Source organism: Enterococcus sp. AMC1623, assembly GCF_058216495.1.
Map to the genome: position 1 here is coordinate 2,936,580 of NZ_CM177096.1, position 21,243 is coordinate 2,957,822.

Sequence of the window (21,243 nt, forward strand, 5' to 3'; positions counted from 1 at the left end):
GTGAAGGGAGGAGATGAATTGGATATTCAAAAGCTATCGGATGAGTTGATTGCATACGGGATGGAGCATCAGATGCAAGATTTATATATTTATTCAGTAGGTGAGATGGGCAAATTATTTTTTCGACAAAGTATGACCACTCAATTATATCGACAATTGCCACTTGCAATTATTCAACAACTGATTGCGCGTTTTAAATATTTAGGTGAAATGGACGTTGGTGAGAAACGCAAGGCGCAGCTTGGTGCAATCACGTATTTGTTACCCGAAAATAAGCAACGTTTACGTTTATCTTCGGTGGGTGATTATCGTGGACAAGAAAGTATGGTCATTCGTTTTTTGCATACAAGGCACCAACAAATAGGCTATTTTTATCCAGAAGACCTATCAGTCATCCAAGAATATGTCCAACAAAAAGTCGGCTTGTATTTATTTAGCGGTCCCACAGGTTCTGGAAAAACAACAATGATGTATGAACTAGCTAGACAAAGTACCGGACAAGTGATTACGATTGAAGATCCTGTTGAAATTGAAGAAGTTGCTTTTTTACAACTACAAACCAATGAAAAAATTGGGCAAACATACGATCAACTGATTAAATTGGCGTTACGTCATCGACCAGATTTATTGATTATTGGAGAGATTCGTGACCGTGTAACGGCTTTAGCAGCGATTCGCGCAGCTTTAACGGGTCATACGGTTTTAGCAACCGTTCATGCGAAAGGGCTCCATGAAACCAAAAGCCGCCTAATAGATTTAGTGGGAACAGATACAGAATTAAAGCATTGTTTAAATGGCGTGTTATATCAACAATTATTTCTCAATTCGACAAATGAGGTTCAAGCATTAGTCGGTTATGAGTTCTTTTTTGATAAACAACTCAAAGAAAGTTTTCCCACGCGCTACAAACAATTACAGCAACAGGGGGAAATCTGTGAAAAAAGAAAGTTTTCGTAAGCAATTTTTAGAACTGCTCGTTGCATTGTTAGACAATGGTTTTTCCTTACAAGAAAGCTTACTCGTGATGAAACGTAGCGGTCAATTTCCAGAAGAAAAAGTGAAGCAGTTTATAACAGAGCTCGCTCAAGGTAATTCTGTTGCGCGTTGTTTTTTAAACGCTGGATTTTCCAAACAGCAAGCCTTACAGATTCAATTAGCCGAAAGTCACGGAGAATTGAATCATACATTAAATTTAATGTTGCAGCATATCAACTTATTTGAAAAACAACAAAAAGAACTCCGTAAAGTTGCAATCTATCCTTTGCTATTACTAACGTTTATTGTGTCTTTGTTAATGGGGATGCGTTTCTTTTTATTACCTTCTTTGTTGCAATCGGGCATGATTGATGAAAAACACGTGGGGATGCTTTTTTTGAAGTATAGTCCTTTCATTTTGCTAGGGGTAGTTTTCCTGCTTGGCATAGTACTGATAGCAAGTAGCGTGTATTTTAAGCACCGTAGTATCTTAGATAAAGCCTGTTTTTTAGCAAAGCTCCCTTTCTTTGGCTCGCTATATATTTTTTACCAAACGAGTTATTTTGCTTTAGAATGGGGGCGTTTATTTAGGCAAGGAATGGAAGCTCATCAAATCTTGAGCTACACGATGAAAATGGAGCAAGAAACATTATTAACTGTGGTGGCGCAAGAAGCGCATGAGGGATTAATTATTGGAAAAAGTTTGGCAACACAATTAGAACGCTATCCTTTTTTAACGAAAGAATTTCCGCTGATTGTTTTTCAAGGAGAAGTGAAAGGGAAATTAGGCGAAGAATTAGTTGTGTACAGTCAACTATTATTGAATAAATTTATTGTGCAAATTGAAAAATACATTCAATGGATTCAGCCACTGGTTTTTTTATTCGTGGCAATCTTGATTTTGGCTATTTATATGGCAATGTTTTTACCAATTTATGGAAATATAGGAGGTATGATGACATGAAAAAGAAGCTTCATGAGGGATTTACGTTAATTGAAATGAAGTATAGTAAAATTCGCTATTTTAAAACAGCGAATTTCCAAGTTATATCAATGTTTTCGGGATAGATAACGATTTTTTCGATTAGTTTTCTAACTAAAATTTTTTGTTCTTCATAGGTCATTTCAAAAACAGATTTATTCAAATCCGCTAACAAATCAATAGCTTCAGAAGGTTCAAGCAAACGTTTATTTCTATCAATTAATTGATTTTCAAGGGCTTCTTTTTCTTCTAAAATTTTCGTTTGTCTAGCCTGCAGTTTTGACTTTGGTAAAGAAGAATCTAAAAATAAATCAATTAGTTTTTCAAGGGTTTTATCCAGTTCGTCGATTCTATTTTTTATTATTTCAGGGGCAGTTTCTTCTTCTGTCTTTGATAATTCATTAATACCTAACGGATTAATTCTAAGTTGCTCGATTACGTCAAGTACAACATGTTCCAAATCTTCCATATTATAAGCGTTAGAAGTACATCCATTAGGATTTTTTTTCATTGTAGGGTTATGCTTTTTCGATTTGGTAGAATGACAACGATATTTTTTGGATCTAGTTCCGTCCTTACGAATAGAACCAAGATTTATATCAAATGTTGCTCCACATATACCACATCTTATTAATCCAGACATCATATATTTAGTTTGGAAGGGTCTCGGATTATTATTCATTTCATAAGCTTGTTTTTGCCTAATATCCAACTCTTTTATGGTTTTTTCGTAAGTTTCTTCATCTATAATAGCAGGATAGTCTGCTTTGAAATACTGCCCTTTATATTTTGTATAACCGCAATATGTTTTATTATCTAAGGTCTGTCTAATCGTACGGTATGACCAGTCAATGTCTTTTCCTACATGACCTTCCTCATTTAAGTGGTCTTTTAGTTTTGTGATGGATATACCACTTAAATAGTCGTTAAATATCCTTTTAATGATACTTGCTTCCAGTTCGTTTATTGTGTAAATTCCAGTGTCCTTATCGTATTTATAGCCAAATGGCACCTTAGACCATCCCATCGCTTTACCAGCTTTAGCACGCCCTAATTTACCCATTGTCATACGCTCTTTAATTTGTTCACGTTCTAATTGTGCGAACACTGCCAAAATACCAATCATAGCTTTTCCGAATGGAGTAGCAGTATCAAAATTTTCACTTAAACTAACAAAAGCGATGTCATTAGCAGTAAAAATATCTTCAATCAAATACAAGGTGTCCTTTTGAGACCTGGACAAACGATCTAATTTATAAATAAGGACACAATCAAAGCGTTTTAACTTTGCATCAGTGATTAATTGAGACAAAGCAGGGCGCTTGATACTAGACCCACTAAACCCAGGGTCGGTGTAAATCTTATGGATATTCCAGTCTTTAAGGTCACAATATTTTTTTAGTTTATCGGTTTGCTCTTCGATGGAATAACCCGACTCGGCTTGCTCCAATGTTGATACCCTTACATAGATTGCAACGTTATTAATATTCATTTAATTCAGCTCCTACTTATGATAAAATAGGCATAGTAAATAACCCTATGCCCTAGGTGTTATTTTCATCTTCACGTCCTCCGCTCGCCAAAGTTGAGGGACGTGTTTTTTATTTAACATACATATCCACAGTCTGTGTCTAAAAATGTGGATAAATGAAATTTTAGAACTTAATTTCATGCCCTAGATAATATTTATATAAATCATATTCTCTGCTCGCCAAAGTTGAAGAATATGTTATTTTCGTTATTCTTCTATTATTTTTGCCATATCAATGCTAATGGCAGAATTCTCGTTGCTGTCAAAATCTTCTGTAACTACAAAATTACTGATTCGTCCTTGTATTGTAATCGTTTGCCCCAACTCTATTTCATGTTCTGAATCTAAATCGACCAATACAAAATGATTAACTTCATCTGGATAGACACCTAAAAAGAATTCGTTTTTATCTCTGTCCTTATGTAAGACAGGATCGTATTCAATATATTCAAAATCATTAATAGGCTTATTTCCTGTATACATAGAGAAGAAGTCTGTTCGTTCTTCGGCTTTTACACCGTTCTTTTTACCACGATTGTTATAAGTGTTGACGTAAATATTTTCAAACGAAATAACCATTCCGGTGGCGCTTATATTAGAACCGATAACATCAAAGTCATCTTTTATTTGGGTTCCTTTAGCATTTCCGACAGCTACCATTTGTTTCAATTCCTTGTCCTGAATAGCTAAATATGAATCTACCAAATGATTTATATCATTATCGATACCACCATTTTCAATTAAGAATTGTTTGCTTTGTTCTTCTAGGCTTAATTTTTCAACAGATTCCTCAACACTTTCACTACTCGTAGCAGTTTGTTTTGTTGCTGGTTCTGTCTCTTTAGGTACAAAAATATAACCTATGCCAAATAATATAATCGCTGCACCCAATGGAATTAAATATTTTTTTGCAGACTCTTTTTTTCGAAAGACCATCCAGCCAACAAATATTAATATAAAAACTGAAACTACTAAAAGCAAAGTACCTAATATTTCCATTTTAAACCCTCATTTCTGATATAATATATATGTGCATCTCAGAAATGAGGAACCCTAGCCGTAGGACCAACTATGGCTGGGGTTATTTTAATTAAACCAATCAAATATTTCTACAGTTCCATTGGATTTGAAATAAATAGTATAATGACTATACTTTAATTTCCCATCATTTGTTTTTGCATAAGCTTCTATTGCTTGATTTAAAGTTTTTAGTGTAATACCTAAATATTCAGCGCATTCCCAACGGTAGATTAAACCTTCTTTGTAGCAAGATAGAATATCTGCAGGAGTAACTACCAACTTCACACCAACATCACGGGCTTTTTGTTCTTGCTTCCGTTCCGCATTAGTTTTTTGATCGATAATTTTTCCAACCCCAGTTAAGTGATGCCCAATTTCTTCTGCTAAATTCCCAGGTAATTCTGTTTCATGTTGATTAGGATTTAACCATATTATGTCACCGTGACAAAGACCTTTAAGTTTTTTAGGCATTCGAGGATTGAAACGATAATCTAAATCCGGGAAACTTGCCATGAGCGCTTCTGCTTTATTCATCTGACCTACCACCATTAATCTTCTTTTGTTAATGAATCAATAAATGCTTTGATTTCATCTAATTCTTCTTCGGTTGCATCGTCATCAATATGAGCTGCAACAACTTTTAAATAATCTTTTGTTTCTTTCTTTTTCTCTTTCAACGGAATAACTTTATTGCTGTTTGCTGCTGCATTTTCTTGTTCTTTTAAATGATACTCTGCGAAATCATATACTTCTTTTTGACGAGAGTCTTCTAACTGATTGTAGATTGATTCGATAGATGGAACATCATTTTCCTTATCTTCTTTTGGAACATCGTAACCAAGTAACCACGCCTCGCTCACATTTAAAGTTTTAGCCAGTAAATAAAGTTTGTATTGGTCGGGCGAGGATTTACCATTGACATATTGCGATAGATGACTTTTTGACATTTTTATTCCAGTTTCTTTTTGTAAAGGTAAAGACATATTCAGAATATCAACTTGCTTTAAATTTCTTTCAGACATTAACTGATTAAGTCGTTGCTGAGTCGTTTGCTTCATCTTATACCTCCTTTCTGATACTTATTATATACCTAATTGAACATAAGTTCAATAAAAAAGTTAAATTAATTTGAACTTTTTTATTGACAATGTTTTGTGAAGGGGTTATACTTTGGTTACAAAGTTCAAAACATTTGAACTAGAAAGGAGCGAACTAATATGAGTTTTGATTATTCTAAGTTATCAGGAAAAATTGTTGAGAAATACGGAACGCAATATAATTTTTCAATCGCTTTAGGTTTGTCAGAAAGAAGTTTGTCATTAAAATTGAATAACCGAGTACCATGGAAAAGCACCGAACTTCAAAAAGCCATTGAATTGCTAGATATTCCAAGAGAAGAAATTGGCGAATATTTTTTTAATTTAAAAGTTCAAAAAGTTTGAACTAAAGAAAGGGATTCGAAAAATGAAAACACAAAAATTTGAAAATAATCTATTTGAATTAGAAGTTAAGACGGAAAACGGTGAATCGTTGTTTAATGCTGAAACAGTAGCAAGAAGTTTGGGGTTTGTGGAAACAAAAAACGGCAAAGAATATGTTCGGTGGAGAACTGTTAACGGATATTTAAAAAAATACCTTTCGCAAGAAGTTGCGAAAAACGACTTTATCAGTGAGCCGATGGTATACAAGTTAGCTTTTAAAGCGAATAATGCTTTAGCTGAAAAATTTCAGGATTGGCTAGCAGTAGAAGTCATACCAACAATTAGAAAAACAGGAAGTTACAGTAATGTACCTCAAACTTTTGCACAAGCATTAAGATTAGCTGCCGATTTAGAGGAAGAAAAATTGATGTTAGAGCAAAAAATCGCCGAATACGAACCGAAAATCAGCTATCTAGATATGATTCTTTCATCAACTGATACAGTAGCGACTTCGCAAATTGCAGCTGATTACGGAATGTCAGCAATCGCATTGAATAAATTGTTAAACAAACTAGGTGTACAACACAAAGTCAGTGGACAATGGTTGTTGTATAAAAAACACATGAATCAAGGTTACACAAAATCGCACACAAGTGAGATTCCAAAAGCTGATGGCGGTGTAAAAGTTGTTATGAATACGAAATGGACGCAAAAAGGGCGAGTTTTTATTTACAACTTATTAATTGCAGAGGGCTATTACCCTCAAATGGATTTAGAAGAAGTTGGTTAGAAAAGGAGGAAGCAAAATGAAAATCACAATCGAAGCAACACCAAAAGAAATAGCAGAATTGCTCCAAGCTATTGCGAGTAGCGAGGAGCAAAAAGATAGTAATTTAGTTCAGTTAAGTGATATGACATCGAAATTGACCCCAAAAATTGAAAAATCAAGTAAATCTTAAAGTATCGTTACCTAAATCTTCAACTGAATACCCTTTAGATTGAGCTTCTCTAATTATTTCTTCTTTAGAAAGAGAATAAAATTTCAAGTTCACATCAGCAAAAGGAGAACCGGTTGTATTTGATTCAAATTGTAGTTTTAACCAATTATCTAACTCTTTCCAACCATATGAATTTATATGAGATGTTGGTTTCGGGCTAAGTCCCATATTATTTTCACCACCTTATCAGTTATTTCAGCAGATCACTTGCTGATAAGGAGATTATATCAATAAACAGAAAGGAAGTGATTGTATGTCACAAGATTTTATTATAAAAATTCGGGTTGCTTTAGCCAAACATGGTAAAAATCAAAATTGGTTAGCTGAGAAACTTGAGATTTCTAAACCTTATATGTCAGACATTATGAAAGGGAAGCGTTCCGCAAAACCACAAGTCAAAAAAATTGAAGTGATTTTGCACGAGTTGGAAAAGAAAAATAAGGAGATTTCAAAATGAAAAGCAAACTCGAAATAAATTTAAGAGAGTAGGTGAATATCTTGAAACAAGAACGAAAACAATTCGAAGTTCGGAATTTTGATATTAACGGTAACTTGATTCCAGATATTTCCAAAGTCGAGTTACCAAAGGATATTCAAGATTTCATTATCGAATTGAAGCTTAAATCAGCGGAAAGGAAAAGAAAGGAGGCAAGTTAATGCTGAAGAATTTTTGCATTTGGTACTTGCGTAAAAAAAGAGTTGCTGTGTTTTTAAATTTCGAATTAATGGGCACTGATGTAAACGTAAAAACGCGTAGCAAAACAGTTTTTGTCTCTCAAATAAAAGGTGATGGCGAGTTTAATATTTATAGATAAGGGGAGGTTGACAAATGACAGAGGAGACTAAGGAACTAATAGAAATCGGCATTTTAAATGGTGAAGTACTACTGATTGTCCATGGGACAAATGAGACTATCAACCAACGATTGACACCAGAAGAAGCTAAAAATGTTGGTTACGCATTAATTTTTACCGCAGCTAAGGTTGTGACAGAACAAAAAAAGTGACTCCGCCGACAAGCAATGAGTCACAAATAAGAACATATCTAAGGAGATTATAACATGAAAAAACAAAAATCAGAAGTAGTAACAGGTTTCAAGGTATTCGATTCTAATTGGCAATGTCGTGGCTTTCAATATAAAGTAGGTCAAACTTTTACACATGATGGCGAAATCGGCTTGTGTAACGCAGGTTTCCACTTTTGCCCACAAGTTGCTGATTGCTTTAATTATTATTCATTTGATCCAGCGAACAAAATTGCTGAGATAATCGCTCATGGCAAAGTGCTTGGTGATGATGACAAGCTTGTAACAGATGTCATTGAAATCATACGCGAAATTTCGTGGGAAGAAATGCTAAGACTTGCAAATAGCGGTAGTAACAATGTCGGTCTGCGCAACAGTGGTAACCGCAACAGTGGTGACCGCAACAGTGGTAACCGCAACAGTGGTGACTTCAACAGTGGTGACTTCAACAGTGGTGACCGCAACAGTGGTGACTTCAACAGTGGTGACCGCAACAGTGGTGACTTCAACAGTGGTGACTTCAACAGTGGTGACTTCAACAGTGGTAACCGCAACAGTGGTAACCGCAACAGTGGTGACTTCAACAGTGGTGACTTCAACAGTGGTGACTTCAACAGTGGTGACTTCAACAGTGGTGACTTCAACAGTGGTGACTGGAATTTATCTGATCATAATTCTGGATGTTTTAATACAGAAACTAGACCACTGCACTTTTTCGACAAGGAAACGGATATCACATGGGATGAGTGGTACTGGCATCGTGGTCGCAGAGTTCTTAATAGCTTCTTGTATCGTCCAACCGATTGGGTTTGGGGTGTTGATATGACAGAAGATGAAAAAGCGAAAAATCCTAACTGGGAAGTGAATCAAGGTTATTTGAAACGTAACCCATTGAGATATAAAGAAGCTTTTCAAAAGTTTTGGAAAAATCTTGATGAAGGTGAAAAAGCGGACGTATTGACCATTCCTAATTTTGACGCAGTGAAATTCAAACAAATTACAGGGGTTGATGTGCATGAATTTTAACTTTGACAAAGCATTAGCTGATGAAACTAATCATCTATTACCTAATATCAATCAACACTTAGGTAAGGATGAATACTGCGAAGATGTACTTTTAGATTGGCAAGGGAAGCAAATTGACGCAGAAGACAGAGTATTTGTAGTCCGATTTAAAAAGACAATCGGCACAATCATATCTCACGCTAAAACTAGTGATGATTTTTTCAACACGTATCTAGCTTGCGATGATAACTTAATTGATTTATTGGACGAAAAAGACACGGAACTATATTGGAGTATGGATATTACAACAGGTGAGGAGTTAGAAGAATGGCAGAAAAAAAATTAACATTTTTAGAAAAATTATCTCATTTAATAACAGAGTTAAAAGCACCAAAGAGCCAACGTAATAATTTTGGTAAGTACAACTATCGAAGTGCAGAAGATATTCTCGAAGCTGTGAAACCTATTGCACATCAATATGGACTAGTAGCAAAACTGTCCGATGAGCCTGTCATAATAGGAGATTGGCACTATATAAAAGCTACCGCAAGTATTAAAGATGTGAAAACACATGAAGAAGAAATAGCTACAGCTTATGCTCGAGAGCCACTTGCTAAAAAAGGAATGGACGAGTCACAAATAACAGGAACCGCGTCATCTTATGCACGGAAATATGCAATGAACGGATTGTATCAGATTGACGATACCAAAGATGCAGATACAGACGAATACAGCGAACAAGTCAAACAAGCGACACCTAAAAAAGCTAGCAAAGTACAACAGGACGCTTTGCAAAAGAGAGCAGATGAAATAGCAAAATTAGCAAACTTAGAAAGTAAGAGTTTTTTTGAACAAATCACAGAAAAGAAAATCGGGTTTGTTGTTGATATCAGACAAATTGATACCGAACAACTTACTACCTTAAATCGCTATCTAAATGAGTTAGAAAAATACTATACGAGCAAGAAGTGATCTAATTGAATAACTTAACAAATATTGGAAAACTCGTAAAAGTCAATGGTAATAAAATAACATTCGAATTACTAGATGAACTGAATTTTGAACGCTTGAAAACTATATTTAAAGATTATGAAGGTGACAGAACAGCCGAGATATTTTTTAAAGACCCTCGGTGCTTTACAACACAACAGAGAGCCTTCACATTCGCTTTGTTAGGCGATATATACAAGCATACTGGCGAGCCTTTGGAAAGCCTGAAAGACGTGTTTTATTGGCAATTTCGATACTACACAGGAAGAACAATCAGCTTGTCGAACATGTCAAATAGCACAATTGATGATGTAGCAACGTTGGACAATTTAATACTCGATTTTATTTTTGAAAATAACATTCCCTTTAAAGATGGTTACGAGATACCACAACAGAATGTCCAATACTATTTATACAAATGTATCACTAGTCGGGTGTGCTGTATTTGCGGAAAAACAGGAGCTGAAATTGACCACTTTGATAAAGCATTGGGGCGTAGAAGTCGGAAAAAAGTAGATCATTCAGAATATACTTTCGCAGCATTATGTCCTCAACATCATCATGAAAAGCATCAAATTGGAATCACTGGATTTAAACAAAAGTATCAAGTTAAAGGAATCAAGTTAAATAAGGAAGCGATAAAAGAAATGAGAATAGGAGGATAGGAGGGATAATATGGCAGAAATTAGTTGGATAAAGTTAAAAACAACGATGTTTGATGACGAAAAAATAAGGCTTATCCAAGCTGTACCAGAATCTGATGCGATATTGGTTATATGGATTAGACTGCTTGTTTTAGCTGGAAAAACTAATGACGATGGGTTGATTTATATCCAAAGGAATATGCCGTACACAGAAGAGATGCTGGCAACTTTATTTGGTAAAAATGTGAACACTGTACGGTTGGCGTTAACTACTTTAGCCAATTTTAACATGATTGATATCAGTAATAAGGGAATCATAGCCATAAGCAAATGGGAGAAGCATCAAAACGTCGAAGGTATGGAAAAAGTTAGAGAACAAAATAGATTGAGAGCTAAAAAACACTATAACAAAAAGAAAGATGAAAATTCTAACGTTAGACTAACGTTAGGTCTAACGCAACCTAACGCAACAGATATAGATAAAGAATTAGATAAAGAAGAAGATAAAGAAAGAATACCATATGTCGAGATTATCGATTATCTAAACAAACAAACGAAGAAAAAATATAAGGTTACTCAAAAATGGAAAGACTTAATTAAAGCAAGATGGAACGAAGGACAAAGAGAAGACGACTTTAAAAAAGTGATTGATGTGAAAACACAACAATGGCTTGAAAGCAGTGAAATGAATAAGTATCTAAGACCTCAAACGCTTTTTGGGAATAAGTTTGATGACTATCTCAATGAACATCAAGAGTCACCGAAAAGAGCTACGAACTCAACTGTACATTTTTAGGAGGTGCAATATGGATTTTCCGTTACTAAAACAACTAATAACTACAGATTTGATGTGTGACGAACACAATACACACCTTGTGATGTTAAAAGGGAAAGAGCCATTTTGTCTCCAATGTACGAAAAATCAGATTGACCAAGAAGAGAGAACTCGTGTTAACAAGCAATTTGAGAAACACCACAGAAGAAAAACAATTGAAGTTCTGAGGAAAGATTCGATTATCGGTGATGAAACGCTATGGAATGCAACTTTTAAAAATTATCTGACAGAAAACACAGAAACAGAAGTGGCTTTAAAAATTGCTAGAGACTCTGCTGGTGAATACCTCAAGACAGATACACCGTTTAATACAATTTTGAGCGGTGTACCTGGTGTAGGCAAGTCGCATTTAGCAATGGCAATGTTGAAAGGTGTAAATGACTATTCAGAACCGTTTAGAAGCTGTCTATTTATCTCTGTAGCCGATTTGTTTCGTTTGATAAGAGATTCTATCTCAAATAAACAAAGTCGTTACACAGAAGATAATATGGTGCGTTTGCTAAGCGAGGTAGATTTACTCGTTTTAGATGACTTGGGAAGTGAGTCAAGCTTGCAACGCAAGACAAATGAATCAAGCGAATATACACAGCGGATTTTGTTCTCAATCCTAAATTCACGCAATCGAACCATTATTACAACGAATCTAAACAGTGATGAGTTAAGAGAGATCTATAATCCCAAAATTATCAGTCGGATATTTAAAGGTGTAGAAGGTCACATTATCAAATTTACTCAAGCGACAGACGATAAAAGAGCAAAAATAAATTTTTAGAAAAGAGGAACGTACATGTGTTTAGTATGCAAAGATGAAAAAGTTTTATGGCAACCTGGACCTTCAGGGAGTTTAACAATTGGTCCATGCCCGTATTGCAATAAACCGAAAGGTGAAAGCTTATGAATGAACTAAATCTACAAAAAGAAATCCGAGATTATCTAATCTCATTAGGACATAAATGTTGGAATGTTGATTCTGGAAAAAAGCTAACTTACAAAACTCGGGGTCAAGGCTTAGAAAAAGGGTTTCCCGATTTAGTCGGGGCGAAAATATCAGACGAAGAGGTACCTCAAATTTTCTTTATCGAAGTAAAGCTCAATAAAGGGAAACCAAGCAAAGACCAGATTAATTTCTTGAAATCGGCACATGAAAATAGAATTTTGAACGGCGTAGCGCGTAGCGTTGAAGATGCGATTGAAATCCTTGACGGGAAGCGAACGATTGATACGGAGGAATCAGAATGAAAATCAAATGCGAATTATACAACGATAATTTTCAAAACAGAAAAAAATATAACATACCGAGAGCACAACTTGTGGTTGCCGATATTCCGTACAACTTAGGAAATAACGCTTTTGCTAGTAACCCTAGTTGGTACAACGGCAGCGATATCAAAAATGGCGAATCGAAAAAAGCAGGCAAACAGTTCTTTCCAAGTGACAAAAATTTTAATTTGGTGGAATACATGCACTTTTGTAGCAAATTGCTAAAACCAGAACCAAAAGAACGAGGCAAAGCGCCAGCAATGATTATGTTTTGTGCATTTGAACAAATGGCCCCGTTGATTGAGACAGCGAAGCGTTATGGCTTTAAGAACAGTTATCCACTTGTGTTTATCAAAAAATCGAGTGCGCAAGCGTTAAAAGCAAATATGCGAATTGTAGGCGCAACAGAATACGCCGTTGTGTTTTATCGTGATAAGTTGCCTAAGTTTAATAATCAGTGGCAACAAGAAGAAACAGGCAAAAAAATGATTTTGAATTGGTTTGAGTGGAAACGTGACAGTGTGAAAGATATACCTAAAATACACCCAACACAAAAACCAGTAAATTTGTTAGAGCAATTAATTAAAACATTTACAGACCCAGGAGACGTTGTAATCGATCCATGTGCAGGAAGTGGAACAACCTTACTTGCGGCTAAAAAGAATGGTCGGCATTCTTATGGATTTGAAATTTACAAGCCGTTTTATAAAGAAGCGGTTGAGAAAATGTTGACAATAGGGGATGAAGAAGAGCATCAAATGGATATTTTCGAGGTATTGGAGGAATCAAAATGCTAAACATGAAAGTTTTAGATTACAGAATTAAAAGTGGCGAAAATCAAATTACGGTGACAAAGGTCAGACGTAACGACAAAGGTGAAATTTCAACAACTATTGATACTAAGACGGGTGAGGCTGCCGAATCAACTTCAATTGTTGGGTACTACGGCAATCTAAGTCGTGCCTTGGTAGCGATACAGCGTGACTACGTGTACACAGGCAAGGACGACATACAAACAGTTAAAGATTACAGAAAGTCGCTAGAAACGATTACTAGAACGCTAGAAAACGATTTGGACTTGAAGGAGGATTTTTAAAATGATTAACAACGTAGTATTAGCAGGTAGATTAACGAGAGAAAGTTGGTGATTTTATGCCTGCTCCTAAAGATAGACAAATAATGTACACAGTTAAAGTTGGTAATACCTTACTTGATGTTACCGGACGAAAACGAACTGTTAAGGGATACGTTCTTGTATGTGTACATGATCATCCAAACTCAGACTCACTTGGATATGTAATGGAGCACAGACTTGTAAAAGAAATTGAGATAGGACAATTCTTAGACAATCACAAGTCTGTACATCACAAGAACGGTATTAAACATGATAATCGTATTTCAAATTTAGAAATAATTGATCCAGTTGACCATACACGACTTCATCATATCGGCGCAACAAGGAGTAGCAAAACAAGAAAAAATATGTCAGAAGTTGCAAAAAGACGATTTGCTGATAAAACAAATCATCCTCGTTATAAAGATATAGATAATCAATTGGTACTTTTAGTAAAACAAGGAGATAAGGCTTCTCAAATTGCAAAAAAGCTTGGGGTATCAAGAAAAACTGTATATAACAAGATTCAATATTTAGGAATGGAGGAAGTTTATTTTGATAAATAATGTCACATTAGTAGGAAGGTTAACAGCTGACCCGAACCTACGTTACACAAATTCAGGCACAGCAGTAGCAACATTTACACTAGCGGTCACACGAGATTTTAATAACGCTAGTGGGGAAAAAGAATCAGATTTTATTAATTGCGTTGTGTGGAGAAAAACGGCTGAAACATTAGCGAATTACGTTAAAAAAGGACAACTGATTGATGTTGTCGGTAGCATTCAAACAAGAAGTTACGAAAATCAACAAGGTCAAAAAGTTTATGTAACGGAAGTTGTAGTTGAAAAGTTCCATTTTTTGGAAAAGAGAGAAGGTGGTAATGGTCAACGCCAGAACAAACAGCAAGTAAGCAATGACCCTTTTGGCGGTAGCAGTATTGACATCGGAAACGACGACCTCCCTTTTTAGGATGGTCGTCTAACAAAGGAGAGATGAGGCAATGTTAAGTATCTTAATTACGCTATTTATCATTATCGTTTTAGCAATTTTTGGAACAGAAAGAGATTTAGATTGCTACGATGAGGTTGACCGCATGAAGCGAGGGAAGCGAGGGGAATAAGTAATGTACGAAACCATAGATGGGCGAATGGTCGATGGAGAAATCACAATTAGAAATGAAAGAACTATGATTGTTTTAGGAAGCGATGGGTACAACCATTTATGCAAGTTGGTTGGCGAAGGAGTCAAACGAGAACGTAAGTTCATTATCAACGAAAAGAATCCAGGGCGAAGTGAGAGAAATATTAGCGGTAGCGCTATAAGAGTAATATATCCAAACGGCGAATACGAAGATTTTCGATCTATGCAAATTGCAGGCGAAACGTTTAAAATCAGCCGTCACGCTGTAAGTCGTTTTTGCAGTTCGGAGCGGAAAGTGGCAAAAGGACGATTTAAAGGTTACGAGTTTATCAGATTGTAGGAGGAAGCAAAGTGAAACAGATGATTTATGCAGTTTATAAAGGCGAAGAAATTGAAGTGATGGGAACGCTACAAGAAGTTGCGAAAGCATTAAATATCAAGGAATCATCAGTTATTTGGTACACAAGACCATCTCCAAAAAAGCGTACAGAAAAATATAAGAACGGTCGTACCATTATTAAGTTTGAAGATTTGTAGGAGGAAGAGGAATGAAAGTAACGAACATAACCGAATCTCAACAGTTACACGAAGCCTATACAGAGGATATGCAATCTAGGTTTACCGACTATATAGAGGGCGTAGGCATCGTAAAAAGGAAATGGTGTACTAAATTACTGGTGTTAAACCGAGAAGGAAAACCAATGCACACCGAAAAATGGTTTATCACTTATAGGAATAACGAATTGATTTATAACACTAAAGGTGATTGGGTTAATTTAGATATGTTTGATAAAAATGAGAGTTATTGCGACAGAATTTTACTTTTTGAGGAGGAAAAATGAGAAAAAGAGACAATCCAGAGGCATGGAACGAACTGCTGAAATCCATGTCACAAGGGGAGTGGAAAAAAGCGAAACAGATAGTAAAAGACAATGAATTTTATCCGAACGAACGAGACGAAATGTGGCGGAATACATGGATAGTAACGACACCGAACGGCGATACGTTGATGTTTCGAACGACAAGAGATGTGGCGAAGGCGTTGCTAATAAGTCCAGCGGCAGTGACAAAAGTAAATAAAAACGGTAAAAAAATCAAAGGTTATGCGATTACAAAAATCAAAGGGGATAAAAGATGATGCCTTATGCAAAAACAGATATTGATGTGGAGGGATAACAAACTATGGGAAAACGAGGGAACCGTATCAAAAAGCGTAATCGTAAGCGCAAAGAGGCGGAGGAAAACAATCGCAACCGTACCGCCACGAGAAACAGAGTGTTAGCGATGGAACCACCAAAAGGGATGCCAAAACCTAAAGGCTACGAGGAAATCGTAGCGGAATTTAAGGAATGGAGGCAACACTATGAAACAAAGTGATTTATACCATCAAGCGCAAGTTTATGCAAAAACAGATATTAAAGCGCAGATTAAGCGATTGGAAGAAAAACACGGAAAAGAGGTTGTGTTGCGGGCGTTGAAGGAATATTTAAAGGAGAATAGCAGGCATGAAAAAAGACGTGCAGTATTGGACTGAAGAAGAAGAAGAATATTTACAAGATAATTATGGGTACTTAACAATAGAATATTTGCAAAAAAATCTGGGCAGGTCAGAATCAGCTATAAAAAATAAAGCTGTACGAATGAAATTAGGCCGATGGTATAGCAATTTGGTAGGAATAACGCAAAATGAAGTTGCGAAAGCGTTAAATGTACACCGCGGAACGATTACGAATTGGAATCAAAATTACGGCTTGCCTGTTCGTATGAAAAGACATAGAAAAAGTTATTTTAAAATTATCATGATAGATGATTTTTGGAAATGGGCAGAAAATCATAAAAATATGATTGAGTGGGATAAGGTAGAAAAACACATTTTGGGCGCTGAACCTGATTGGGTTAATCACGCAAGAGATGCAGCAATCATTTCTAAAAATAAATCTGTAAAAAAGAAACCCTGGACAAAAGATGACGATACGAAATTGTTATGGATGTTGAATCAACATAAATTTACCTATAGCGAGATTGCAAAAGAATTGAACAGAACGCATGGGGCGATTAAAAGAAGGATCCATGATTTAGGGATTAAATTGCGTCCTGTTTATCGAGAGAATCATAAAAAATATTCTCAAGAGGAAATTGATTGCATTGTCTCCATGTACCAAGCGGGGCATTCATTTCAAAAAATAGCAGAAAAATTAGATCGTAGCGAAGCAGGCATACGTGGAAAGCTAGAAAGAATGGGTTTTAGTTTTAATAACAGAGTATTAAGCAAGAAAGGGTTGGAAAGTAGATGCGAGTGAATAAAATGATTGGAGTGTGGAGCGAGTGAGTAAATTAAAAACAATCATTACTAAGCGATACAATAGCGAGTTAGACGAATTCTGTAAAAATGAGACGGATATATTCATCAAAACAAAATTAACCCGACGTGTAACGTTTGGAGAATATCGATTTGAGCCAAAAAATGGGTTTGAAACTGATAATGCCTATTATTCAAACCCTATCAATTTGGATGAATGTGACGTTTACTACTTGCAACAACCAACCCTCAACGAGAATCAGCAGATTGTGTTGGAGTGGTTGAAGAGAGAACACTTTGATTCGTATATCAAATCCGTTCTTAGTAATTTGTACTTTTACGTTAATATGACAGCGATTGGCGATTTAGAAGATAAAGAAATACAAGAAATGGTTAACGCCTACGAAAAGCTGTCGCAGGAAGATTTTGCCCAAGTCCTGCAAGCATTTTCCACTTGGGTTTTATCCGAAGAATCTTTATGAGAGGTGAGTTTATTGATAGAAAAATGGAAAACTATGGAATTGGAAGGTCGTATTTATGAAATTAGCAATACAGGAAAAGTTAAATCTAATAGAAGATTATACATTAAAGATAACGGTGTTGAAGTCTTGTCACAAGAAAAACTACTGAAAACACATTTGACTAAAAGGAATTACGTTTTTGTAAATATAAATAAATCAGATGGTACATGCAGAAGGTTTTTCGTGCATCGATTAGTTGCTATGTGCTTTGTTCCTGGAAGAACTAAAGATAATAATCAAGTAAATCACATAGATGGGAATAAAAGTAATAATTATGATAATAACCTTGAGTGGGTAACTGATGAACAAAATAAAAAACATGCTAGAGAAAATTATTTATATATTCAAGGCGAGGAGCATCCTTTCAGCAAATTAACTAAAGAAGAAGTTATGGAAATCAGAAAATTGTACGATAGCGGTACTAGTCAAGCTGAGTTAAGAAGGATATACAAACCGTTATCTGGAGCTTGCATTTTCAATATAGTTCATAGGAATTCTTGGAAATCTTTGGAACAGGAGGCAGAGTGATGGATAGAGCTTTAGAAATCATCGAACACGAACTAGAAGGAATTTATGCAAACAAAGAACTAGTTGAAAAGTCAAGATTTAGCTTTAAAAAGCGTGGGGCTTTGCTTTACTGGATAGGTCAAGCGACAGCTTTGGAGCGCATTAAAAAGTTACTATTAATTTACCAATTGGCTAAGGAGGCAGAATGATGAGTGAAAAATCAGAAGTATTTGAGATTATTGATGACAGAATCGAAGCAGTTAAACGAAAAATAGAATACTTTGAACAATTCGGAAATAAATCAAATCAGCAGGAACTTATAAAACATGCTATTAACCTTTCTTGTAAAGAAGTGTTGATATCGTTGAAAAGCGATTTAAATTACGGAGTTTGCTGGAGAATAGAGTAATAAAATTAATTCCGCAATCGTCAGCGATAGCAAACAGGAGGGATAAGATGGTCAATAAATTATACGCTATATTTTACAAAACAAATATTAATAGCGATTGGCGGTATTATGGTGCGTTTACAACGTTAGATATGACAAATGACCTAGTTTGTCATATTAAACAGCGGGCAAGAGACAGGGCAGTAGATACTAAAATAAGGGTATTTACCGTAGGAGAAGAACAGGAGGAAGAACGATGATTCTTAGACCAGTAGTAATTCGAGAGAAGAAAGAAGAGCATGCTTTTAGTGAAATAACGAGTGTACGGTATTGCGTTAGTTGCGAATACACAGACACAGAAATAAAAGGCAAATTTCATCAATGGATATCCGAATATGCTGCTAACGAGTATGGAGAAACATCTAACCTATACGCAGTAGTAGAAATGAACGATGGAACAATAGCGCTATATGAGCATGACTTGATAAGGTTTATTGATTAATTCCGCAATCGTCAGCGATAGCAAACAGGAGGCAGAGTGAATGCGAGTGAGTAAATTAAATAAAGGTTTAATGATAACAATTGCAATAACACTGATATTTTCTGCAATCGTCCTTGTCGGGTTAGGAACGATGGTAGAGACGCTAAATCATAAAATTGATAACAAGGATTTGCAACTCTCGATTTTGTGGCAAGAAACTAATTCGTTGCAAAAAATCAATACAGAGATGAATAACAAGAACAGCGAACTACGTGGCTATACAAACTTTTTAGAGTCACAAAATAAAATGCTGATGGATAAAAATGGGGTGGCGGAATGATTGAATTTGAAAAGTACGAAAAGCAAGTTAAGCACTACGAAAAATTGACAAGACAATATAGAGAATGCCAAGATTTTTTACAAGCTTTGAAATTTAACGGCGAAGAACCGACTGACTATTTAGGAATAAAAACAGAATCGTTTGTAAATAGTAACGAATTAATGATTTCGACACCAGCGATAATTCTTGGCAAGACGTCCGAAACTCATTTGGTTTATAAGGTTAATCTAGCCAGAGATTTAGGCATGGATCTGACAAACGATGATTTGACAGCGTGGTTGATTAAAGAAGTAGAACAAAGAATGCAAGTAATTGAGGACGAGTTAGGAGAAGTATTCTGTTAAAGGGAGGAATCGTAATGAAAAATGATTTAACCGCCGAAGAATGGATTGCGTTGAATAATTATCTGCAATTTGGAGTCAGTGCATATACACATGGTGAAACTGGCAAAGGACTCGAGCTTTTTAAATCAGCTAAAGAAAAAATAAAGCAGACAGCTAAGGAGATTAAGACAAAATGAATACACCACAAATTATTGAATATAACAACCAACGTCTGTTGACTACAGATCAACTGGCAGAATTTTACGGAGCGAAGCCACAACAAATCCAACAAAATTTTGGAAATAATCAATATAAATTTATTGAAGGTAAACACTACTTTCATTTGACTGGAGAAGAGTTGAGACAATTTAAGGACTACTTCGAAAATTTCGAGTTAGTTAAAAAGAATACTCGACATTTGATTTTATACACCAAACAAGGCGCAAGTCGGCATTCAAAAATGTTGGGCACTGACCAAGCGTGGGATATGTTCGATGAGCTGGAGGAAAATTATTTCAACCCACCACAACAATTGCCAACCTCACCTCGTGATTTAATCAAATTAGCCCTTGCAGGCAACGAAGAAACAAACGAACGTGTGGATAAGGTGGAAAAAGACATTGTGGACTTGAAAGAAAATCAGCCTATTAGCACAGGCGATTACAATTATATCGGACTACGAGTGAATAAACGTGTGTCGGAAGTTGCTAAAGGATTCGGGAAAATCACTCCTGCACAGCGTGGAGAATTGTTTAGGGATATCAATAGCGGTATCAAACAAATCACTGGAGTAGGTACTCGTTCCCAATTGCGGTCAAGACATTATGACCAGGTAGTCGAGTTTATCCAAGATTGGGAACCATCCACCGCCACGAAGTCAATTGTACGACAAATGTCATTAGAGTTAGCAGAGTAGGTGATTGGATGAATGCAGAAATAGCAAATGAAATCGAAGAGTTAGAAACTGAAAGAAATATATTGAAAAACCAATCAGACCGACTCTATCAGGAAGCTGATGAATATGAGGAGGAAGCTGACGAATTATATTCCCAAGCAGAACATGTCAGAGTAGAAGCATCTAATTTAGCGGAACAAGCAGATGATATAGAGACACAGATTGATGAATTGCGGGATCAATTAAATAAAATGGAAAATGTACCAGGATACATCAATCCGAAGTATTTGCAACAAGAAGAATCACTATTTGATTTTGAGGAGGAAAAGAATTGAAGTTTATTGTATTGAATTTACTTAATGGAGAAACTCCTGTGAAAATTTACGTAAATATGAATGATATTGTTCAGTTTCACGAAACAACGCTGGGAAGTATTGTCTATACGCGAGCAGAAAAGTTGCAAGTAATAGAAAAGCCGGAAGATATTTTAAAACAGTTTCAACTGCTTAATTTGACCTCTGGATTAAAACCAGTGTATTAAAGGAGG

At 35.7% G+C, this 21,243-nt stretch carries 44 protein-coding genes; 39 read left to right on the forward strand and 5 right to left on the reverse strand.

Annotation, left to right across the window (positions count from 1 at the left end):
- Window positions 1-18 precede the first annotated feature (18 nt).
- A complete protein-coding gene (comGA, locus tag AC4BC7_RS14295; protein ID WP_207942564.1) occupies window positions 19-957 on the forward strand; it encodes a competence type IV pilus ATPase ComGA in 939 nt (312 codons plus the stop codon).
- A complete protein-coding gene (comGB, locus tag AC4BC7_RS14300) occupies window positions 935-1,939 on the forward strand; it encodes a competence type IV pilus assembly protein ComGB (RefSeq protein WP_490503157.1) in 1,005 nt (334 codons plus the stop codon). The genes comGA and comGB overlap by 23 nt, the downstream gene beginning before the upstream one ends.
- A 55-nt stretch (window positions 1,940-1,994) precedes the next feature.
- Here the strand turns inward: comGB and AC4BC7_RS14305 are convergent, their stop codons facing one another.
- From AC4BC7_RS14305 to AC4BC7_RS14320, 4 genes are all read right to left on the reverse strand, one after another.
- Window positions 1,995-3,449: a recombinase family protein gene (locus AC4BC7_RS14305; protein ID WP_490503158.1), complete on the reverse strand. Its 1,455-nt coding sequence runs from the start codon at window positions 3,447-3,449 to the stop codon at window positions 1,995-1,997.
- 246 nt (window positions 3,450-3,695) lie between these two features.
- Complete coding sequence (locus AC4BC7_RS14310) at window positions 3,696-4,487, reverse strand: hypothetical protein (protein WP_490503159.1); 792 nt, start codon at window positions 4,485-4,487, stop codon at window positions 3,696-3,698.
- Between the two features lie 87 nt (window positions 4,488-4,574).
- Window positions 4,575-5,042, reverse strand: coding sequence for an ImmA/IrrE family metallo-endopeptidase (locus AC4BC7_RS14315; RefSeq protein ID WP_490503160.1), 468 nt, complete (start codon window positions 5,040-5,042; stop codon window positions 4,575-4,577).
- A 14-nt stretch (window positions 5,043-5,056) separates the two neighbouring features.
- The gene (locus AC4BC7_RS14320; RefSeq protein ID WP_490503161.1) at window positions 5,057-5,566 is read right to left on the reverse strand and encodes a helix-turn-helix domain-containing protein; all 510 of its coding nucleotides are present in this window, start codon (window positions 5,564-5,566) and stop codon (window positions 5,057-5,059) included.
- A 159-nt stretch (window positions 5,567-5,725) separates the two neighbouring features.
- On the opposite strand from AC4BC7_RS14320, the gene AC4BC7_RS14325 reads away from it, so the two are divergent.
- The 3 genes from AC4BC7_RS14325 to AC4BC7_RS14335 are packed head-to-tail and all read left to right on the forward strand — an operon-like array spanning window position 5,726 to window position 6,888.
- Window positions 5,726-5,950, forward strand: a complete 225-nt coding sequence (locus AC4BC7_RS14325; protein WP_490503162.1) for a DUF739 family protein — start codon at window positions 5,726-5,728, stop codon at window positions 5,948-5,950.
- Between the two features lie 22 nt (window positions 5,951-5,972).
- Entirely contained in the window at window positions 5,973-6,719 is a 747-nt protein-coding gene (locus tag AC4BC7_RS14330; protein WP_490503163.1) for a phage antirepressor KilAC domain-containing protein, read from the forward strand.
- A gap of 16 nt (window positions 6,720-6,735) precedes the next feature.
- Window positions 6,736-6,888, forward strand: a complete 153-nt coding sequence (locus AC4BC7_RS14335; protein ID WP_490503164.1) for a hypothetical protein — start codon at window positions 6,736-6,738, stop codon at window positions 6,886-6,888.
- Here the strand turns inward: AC4BC7_RS14335 and AC4BC7_RS14340 are convergent.
- Complete coding sequence (locus tag AC4BC7_RS14340) at window positions 6,874-7,095, reverse strand: hypothetical protein (RefSeq protein WP_490503165.1); 222 nt, start codon at window positions 7,093-7,095, stop codon at window positions 6,874-6,876. The two genes, AC4BC7_RS14335 and AC4BC7_RS14340, sit on opposite strands and share 15 nt — an antisense overlap.
- Window positions 7,096-7,180: 85 nt before the next feature.
- Here AC4BC7_RS14340 and AC4BC7_RS14345 point away from each other — a divergent pair, with 85 nt between their 5' ends.
- The 34 genes from AC4BC7_RS14345 to AC4BC7_RS14510 all read left to right on the forward strand — a co-directional run bounded on the left by AC4BC7_RS14345 (window position 7,181) and on the right by AC4BC7_RS14510 (window position 21,237).
- Entirely contained in the window at window positions 7,181-7,384 is a 204-nt protein-coding gene (locus AC4BC7_RS14345) for an XRE family transcriptional regulator (protein ID WP_490503166.1), read from the forward strand.
- Window positions 7,385-7,425: 41 nt separating this feature from the next.
- Entirely contained in the window at window positions 7,426-7,584 is a 159-nt protein-coding gene (locus AC4BC7_RS14350; RefSeq protein WP_490503167.1) for a hypothetical protein, read from the forward strand.
- Window positions 7,584-7,742 carry a hypothetical protein gene (locus tag AC4BC7_RS14355; protein ID WP_490503168.1) on the forward strand — a complete coding sequence of 53 codons (159 nt, stop codon included), beginning with the start codon at window positions 7,584-7,586 and terminating at the stop codon, window positions 7,740-7,742. Before AC4BC7_RS14350 ends, AC4BC7_RS14355 begins: the two co-directional genes overlap by 1 nt.
- 14 nt (window positions 7,743-7,756) lie before the next feature.
- Window positions 7,757-7,933, forward strand: a complete 177-nt coding sequence (locus AC4BC7_RS14360) for a hypothetical protein (RefSeq protein WP_490503169.1) — start codon at window positions 7,757-7,759, stop codon at window positions 7,931-7,933.
- A gap of 54 nt (window positions 7,934-7,987) precedes the next feature.
- Window positions 7,988-8,977 (forward strand): pentapeptide repeat-containing protein, encoded by a 990-nt coding sequence (locus AC4BC7_RS14365; protein ID WP_490503170.1) that lies wholly within the window; start codon window positions 7,988-7,990, stop codon window positions 8,975-8,977.
- The gene (locus tag AC4BC7_RS14370) at window positions 8,967-9,302 is read left to right on the forward strand and encodes a hypothetical protein (RefSeq protein ID WP_490503171.1); all 336 of its coding nucleotides are present in this window, start codon (window positions 8,967-8,969) and stop codon (window positions 9,300-9,302) included. The genes AC4BC7_RS14365 and AC4BC7_RS14370 overlap by 11 nt, the downstream gene beginning before the upstream one ends.
- Entirely contained in the window at window positions 9,284-9,928 is a 645-nt protein-coding gene (locus AC4BC7_RS14375; RefSeq protein WP_490503172.1) for an ERF family protein, read from the forward strand. The genes AC4BC7_RS14370 and AC4BC7_RS14375 overlap by 19 nt, the downstream gene beginning before the upstream one ends.
- Window positions 9,929-9,933: 5 nt before the next feature.
- Entirely contained in the window at window positions 9,934-10,611 is a 678-nt protein-coding gene (locus tag AC4BC7_RS14380; protein WP_490503173.1) for a putative HNHc nuclease, read from the forward strand.
- A 10-nt stretch (window positions 10,612-10,621) separates the two neighbouring features.
- A complete protein-coding gene (locus tag AC4BC7_RS14385; RefSeq protein WP_490503174.1) occupies window positions 10,622-11,386 on the forward strand; it encodes a phage replisome organizer N-terminal domain-containing protein in 765 nt (254 codons plus the stop codon).
- Window positions 11,387-11,396: 10 nt separating this feature from the next.
- Entirely contained in the window at window positions 11,397-12,197 is an 801-nt protein-coding gene (locus AC4BC7_RS14390; RefSeq protein ID WP_490503175.1) for an ATP-binding protein, read from the forward strand.
- A gap of 122 nt (window positions 12,198-12,319) precedes the next feature.
- The gene (locus AC4BC7_RS14395) at window positions 12,320-12,664 is read left to right on the forward strand and encodes a VRR-NUC domain-containing protein (protein ID WP_490503176.1); all 345 of its coding nucleotides are present in this window, start codon (window positions 12,320-12,322) and stop codon (window positions 12,662-12,664) included.
- Complete coding sequence (locus tag AC4BC7_RS14400) at window positions 12,661-13,482, forward strand: DNA-methyltransferase (protein ID WP_490503177.1); 822 nt, start codon at window positions 12,661-12,663, stop codon at window positions 13,480-13,482. The genes AC4BC7_RS14395 and AC4BC7_RS14400 overlap by 4 nt, the downstream gene beginning before the upstream one ends.
- Window positions 13,476-13,781, forward strand: a complete 306-nt coding sequence (locus AC4BC7_RS14405; RefSeq protein WP_490503178.1) for a hypothetical protein — start codon at window positions 13,476-13,478, stop codon at window positions 13,779-13,781. The genes AC4BC7_RS14400 and AC4BC7_RS14405 overlap by 7 nt, the downstream gene beginning before the upstream one ends.
- 56 nt (window positions 13,782-13,837) lie before the next feature.
- Window positions 13,838-14,365, forward strand: a complete 528-nt coding sequence (locus AC4BC7_RS14410; RefSeq protein ID WP_490503179.1) for an HNH endonuclease — start codon at window positions 13,838-13,840, stop codon at window positions 14,363-14,365.
- Complete coding sequence (gene ssb, locus AC4BC7_RS14415; RefSeq protein ID WP_490503180.1) at window positions 14,355-14,771, forward strand: single-stranded DNA-binding protein; 417 nt, start codon at window positions 14,355-14,357, stop codon at window positions 14,769-14,771. The genes AC4BC7_RS14410 and ssb overlap by 11 nt, the downstream gene beginning before the upstream one ends.
- Before the next feature lie 154 nt (window positions 14,772-14,925).
- Window positions 14,926-15,282 (forward strand): hypothetical protein, encoded by a 357-nt coding sequence (locus tag AC4BC7_RS14420; RefSeq protein ID WP_490503181.1) that lies wholly within the window; start codon window positions 14,926-14,928, stop codon window positions 15,280-15,282.
- Window positions 15,283-15,293: 11 nt separating this feature from the next.
- Window positions 15,294-15,479, forward strand: a complete 186-nt coding sequence (locus AC4BC7_RS14425) for a hypothetical protein (protein WP_490503182.1) — start codon at window positions 15,294-15,296, stop codon at window positions 15,477-15,479.
- Window positions 15,480-15,490: 11 nt separating this feature from the next.
- Window positions 15,491-15,784, forward strand: a complete 294-nt coding sequence (locus AC4BC7_RS14430) for a hypothetical protein (RefSeq protein WP_490503183.1) — start codon at window positions 15,491-15,493, stop codon at window positions 15,782-15,784.
- Window positions 15,781-16,080 carry a hypothetical protein gene (locus tag AC4BC7_RS14435; protein WP_490503184.1) on the forward strand — a complete coding sequence of 100 codons (300 nt, stop codon included), beginning with the start codon at window positions 15,781-15,783 and terminating at the stop codon, window positions 16,078-16,080. The genes AC4BC7_RS14430 and AC4BC7_RS14435 overlap by 4 nt, the downstream gene beginning before the upstream one ends.
- Window positions 16,081-16,124: 44 nt before the next feature.
- Window positions 16,125-16,319, forward strand: a complete 195-nt coding sequence (locus AC4BC7_RS14440) for a hypothetical protein (RefSeq protein ID WP_490503185.1) — start codon at window positions 16,125-16,127, stop codon at window positions 16,317-16,319.
- On the forward strand, window positions 16,306-16,476 hold the full coding sequence (locus AC4BC7_RS14445) for a hypothetical protein (RefSeq protein WP_490503186.1): 171 nt from the start codon (window positions 16,306-16,308) through the stop codon (window positions 16,474-16,476). The genes AC4BC7_RS14440 and AC4BC7_RS14445 overlap by 14 nt, the downstream gene beginning before the upstream one ends.
- On the forward strand, window positions 16,448-17,242 hold the full coding sequence (locus tag AC4BC7_RS14450) for a hypothetical protein (RefSeq protein ID WP_490503187.1): 795 nt from the start codon (window positions 16,448-16,450) through the stop codon (window positions 17,240-17,242). Before AC4BC7_RS14445 ends, AC4BC7_RS14450 begins: the two co-directional genes overlap by 29 nt.
- A 25-nt stretch (window positions 17,243-17,267) precedes the next feature.
- A complete protein-coding gene (locus tag AC4BC7_RS14455) occupies window positions 17,268-17,723 on the forward strand; it encodes a hypothetical protein (RefSeq protein WP_490503188.1) in 456 nt (151 codons plus the stop codon).
- A 12-nt stretch (window positions 17,724-17,735) separates the two neighbouring features.
- A complete protein-coding gene (locus AC4BC7_RS14460) occupies window positions 17,736-18,290 on the forward strand; it encodes an HNH endonuclease (protein ID WP_490503189.1) in 555 nt (184 codons plus the stop codon).
- Window positions 18,290-18,478, forward strand: coding sequence for a hypothetical protein (locus tag AC4BC7_RS14465; RefSeq protein ID WP_490503190.1), 189 nt, complete (start codon window positions 18,290-18,292; stop codon window positions 18,476-18,478). The genes AC4BC7_RS14460 and AC4BC7_RS14465 overlap by 1 nt, the downstream gene beginning before the upstream one ends.
- Window positions 18,478-18,678: a hypothetical protein gene (locus AC4BC7_RS14470; RefSeq protein ID WP_034872015.1), complete on the forward strand. Its 201-nt coding sequence runs from the start codon at window positions 18,478-18,480 to the stop codon at window positions 18,676-18,678. Before AC4BC7_RS14465 ends, AC4BC7_RS14470 begins: the two co-directional genes overlap by 1 nt.
- 47 nt (window positions 18,679-18,725) lie before the next feature.
- A complete protein-coding gene (locus tag AC4BC7_RS14475) occupies window positions 18,726-18,917 on the forward strand; it encodes a hypothetical protein (protein WP_490503191.1) in 192 nt (63 codons plus the stop codon).
- Complete coding sequence (locus AC4BC7_RS14480) at window positions 18,914-19,159, forward strand: hypothetical protein (RefSeq protein WP_490503192.1); 246 nt, start codon at window positions 18,914-18,916, stop codon at window positions 19,157-19,159. The genes AC4BC7_RS14475 and AC4BC7_RS14480 overlap by 4 nt, the downstream gene beginning before the upstream one ends.
- Window positions 19,160-19,199: 40 nt before the next feature.
- Window positions 19,200-19,478, forward strand: coding sequence for a hypothetical protein (locus AC4BC7_RS14485; RefSeq protein ID WP_490503193.1), 279 nt, complete (start codon window positions 19,200-19,202; stop codon window positions 19,476-19,478).
- Window positions 19,475-19,822: a hypothetical protein gene (locus AC4BC7_RS14490; protein ID WP_490503194.1), complete on the forward strand. Its 348-nt coding sequence runs from the start codon at window positions 19,475-19,477 to the stop codon at window positions 19,820-19,822. The genes AC4BC7_RS14485 and AC4BC7_RS14490 overlap by 4 nt, the downstream gene beginning before the upstream one ends.
- Window positions 19,823-19,836: 14 nt before the next feature.
- Window positions 19,837-19,998 (forward strand): hypothetical protein, encoded by a 162-nt coding sequence (locus AC4BC7_RS14495; RefSeq protein WP_490503195.1) that lies wholly within the window; start codon window positions 19,837-19,839, stop codon window positions 19,996-19,998.
- A complete protein-coding gene (locus AC4BC7_RS14500; protein ID WP_490503196.1) occupies window positions 19,995-20,717 on the forward strand; it encodes an ORF6N domain-containing protein in 723 nt (240 codons plus the stop codon). The genes AC4BC7_RS14495 and AC4BC7_RS14500 overlap by 4 nt, the downstream gene beginning before the upstream one ends.
- Before the next feature lie 8 nt (window positions 20,718-20,725).
- Window positions 20,726-21,031: a hypothetical protein gene (locus tag AC4BC7_RS14505; RefSeq protein WP_490503197.1), complete on the forward strand. Its 306-nt coding sequence runs from the start codon at window positions 20,726-20,728 to the stop codon at window positions 21,029-21,031.
- Window positions 21,028-21,237: a hypothetical protein gene (locus tag AC4BC7_RS14510; protein ID WP_490503198.1), complete on the forward strand. Its 210-nt coding sequence runs from the start codon at window positions 21,028-21,030 to the stop codon at window positions 21,235-21,237. Before AC4BC7_RS14505 ends, AC4BC7_RS14510 begins: the two co-directional genes overlap by 4 nt.
- The last annotated feature ends 6 nt before the right edge of the window (window positions 21,238-21,243 follow it).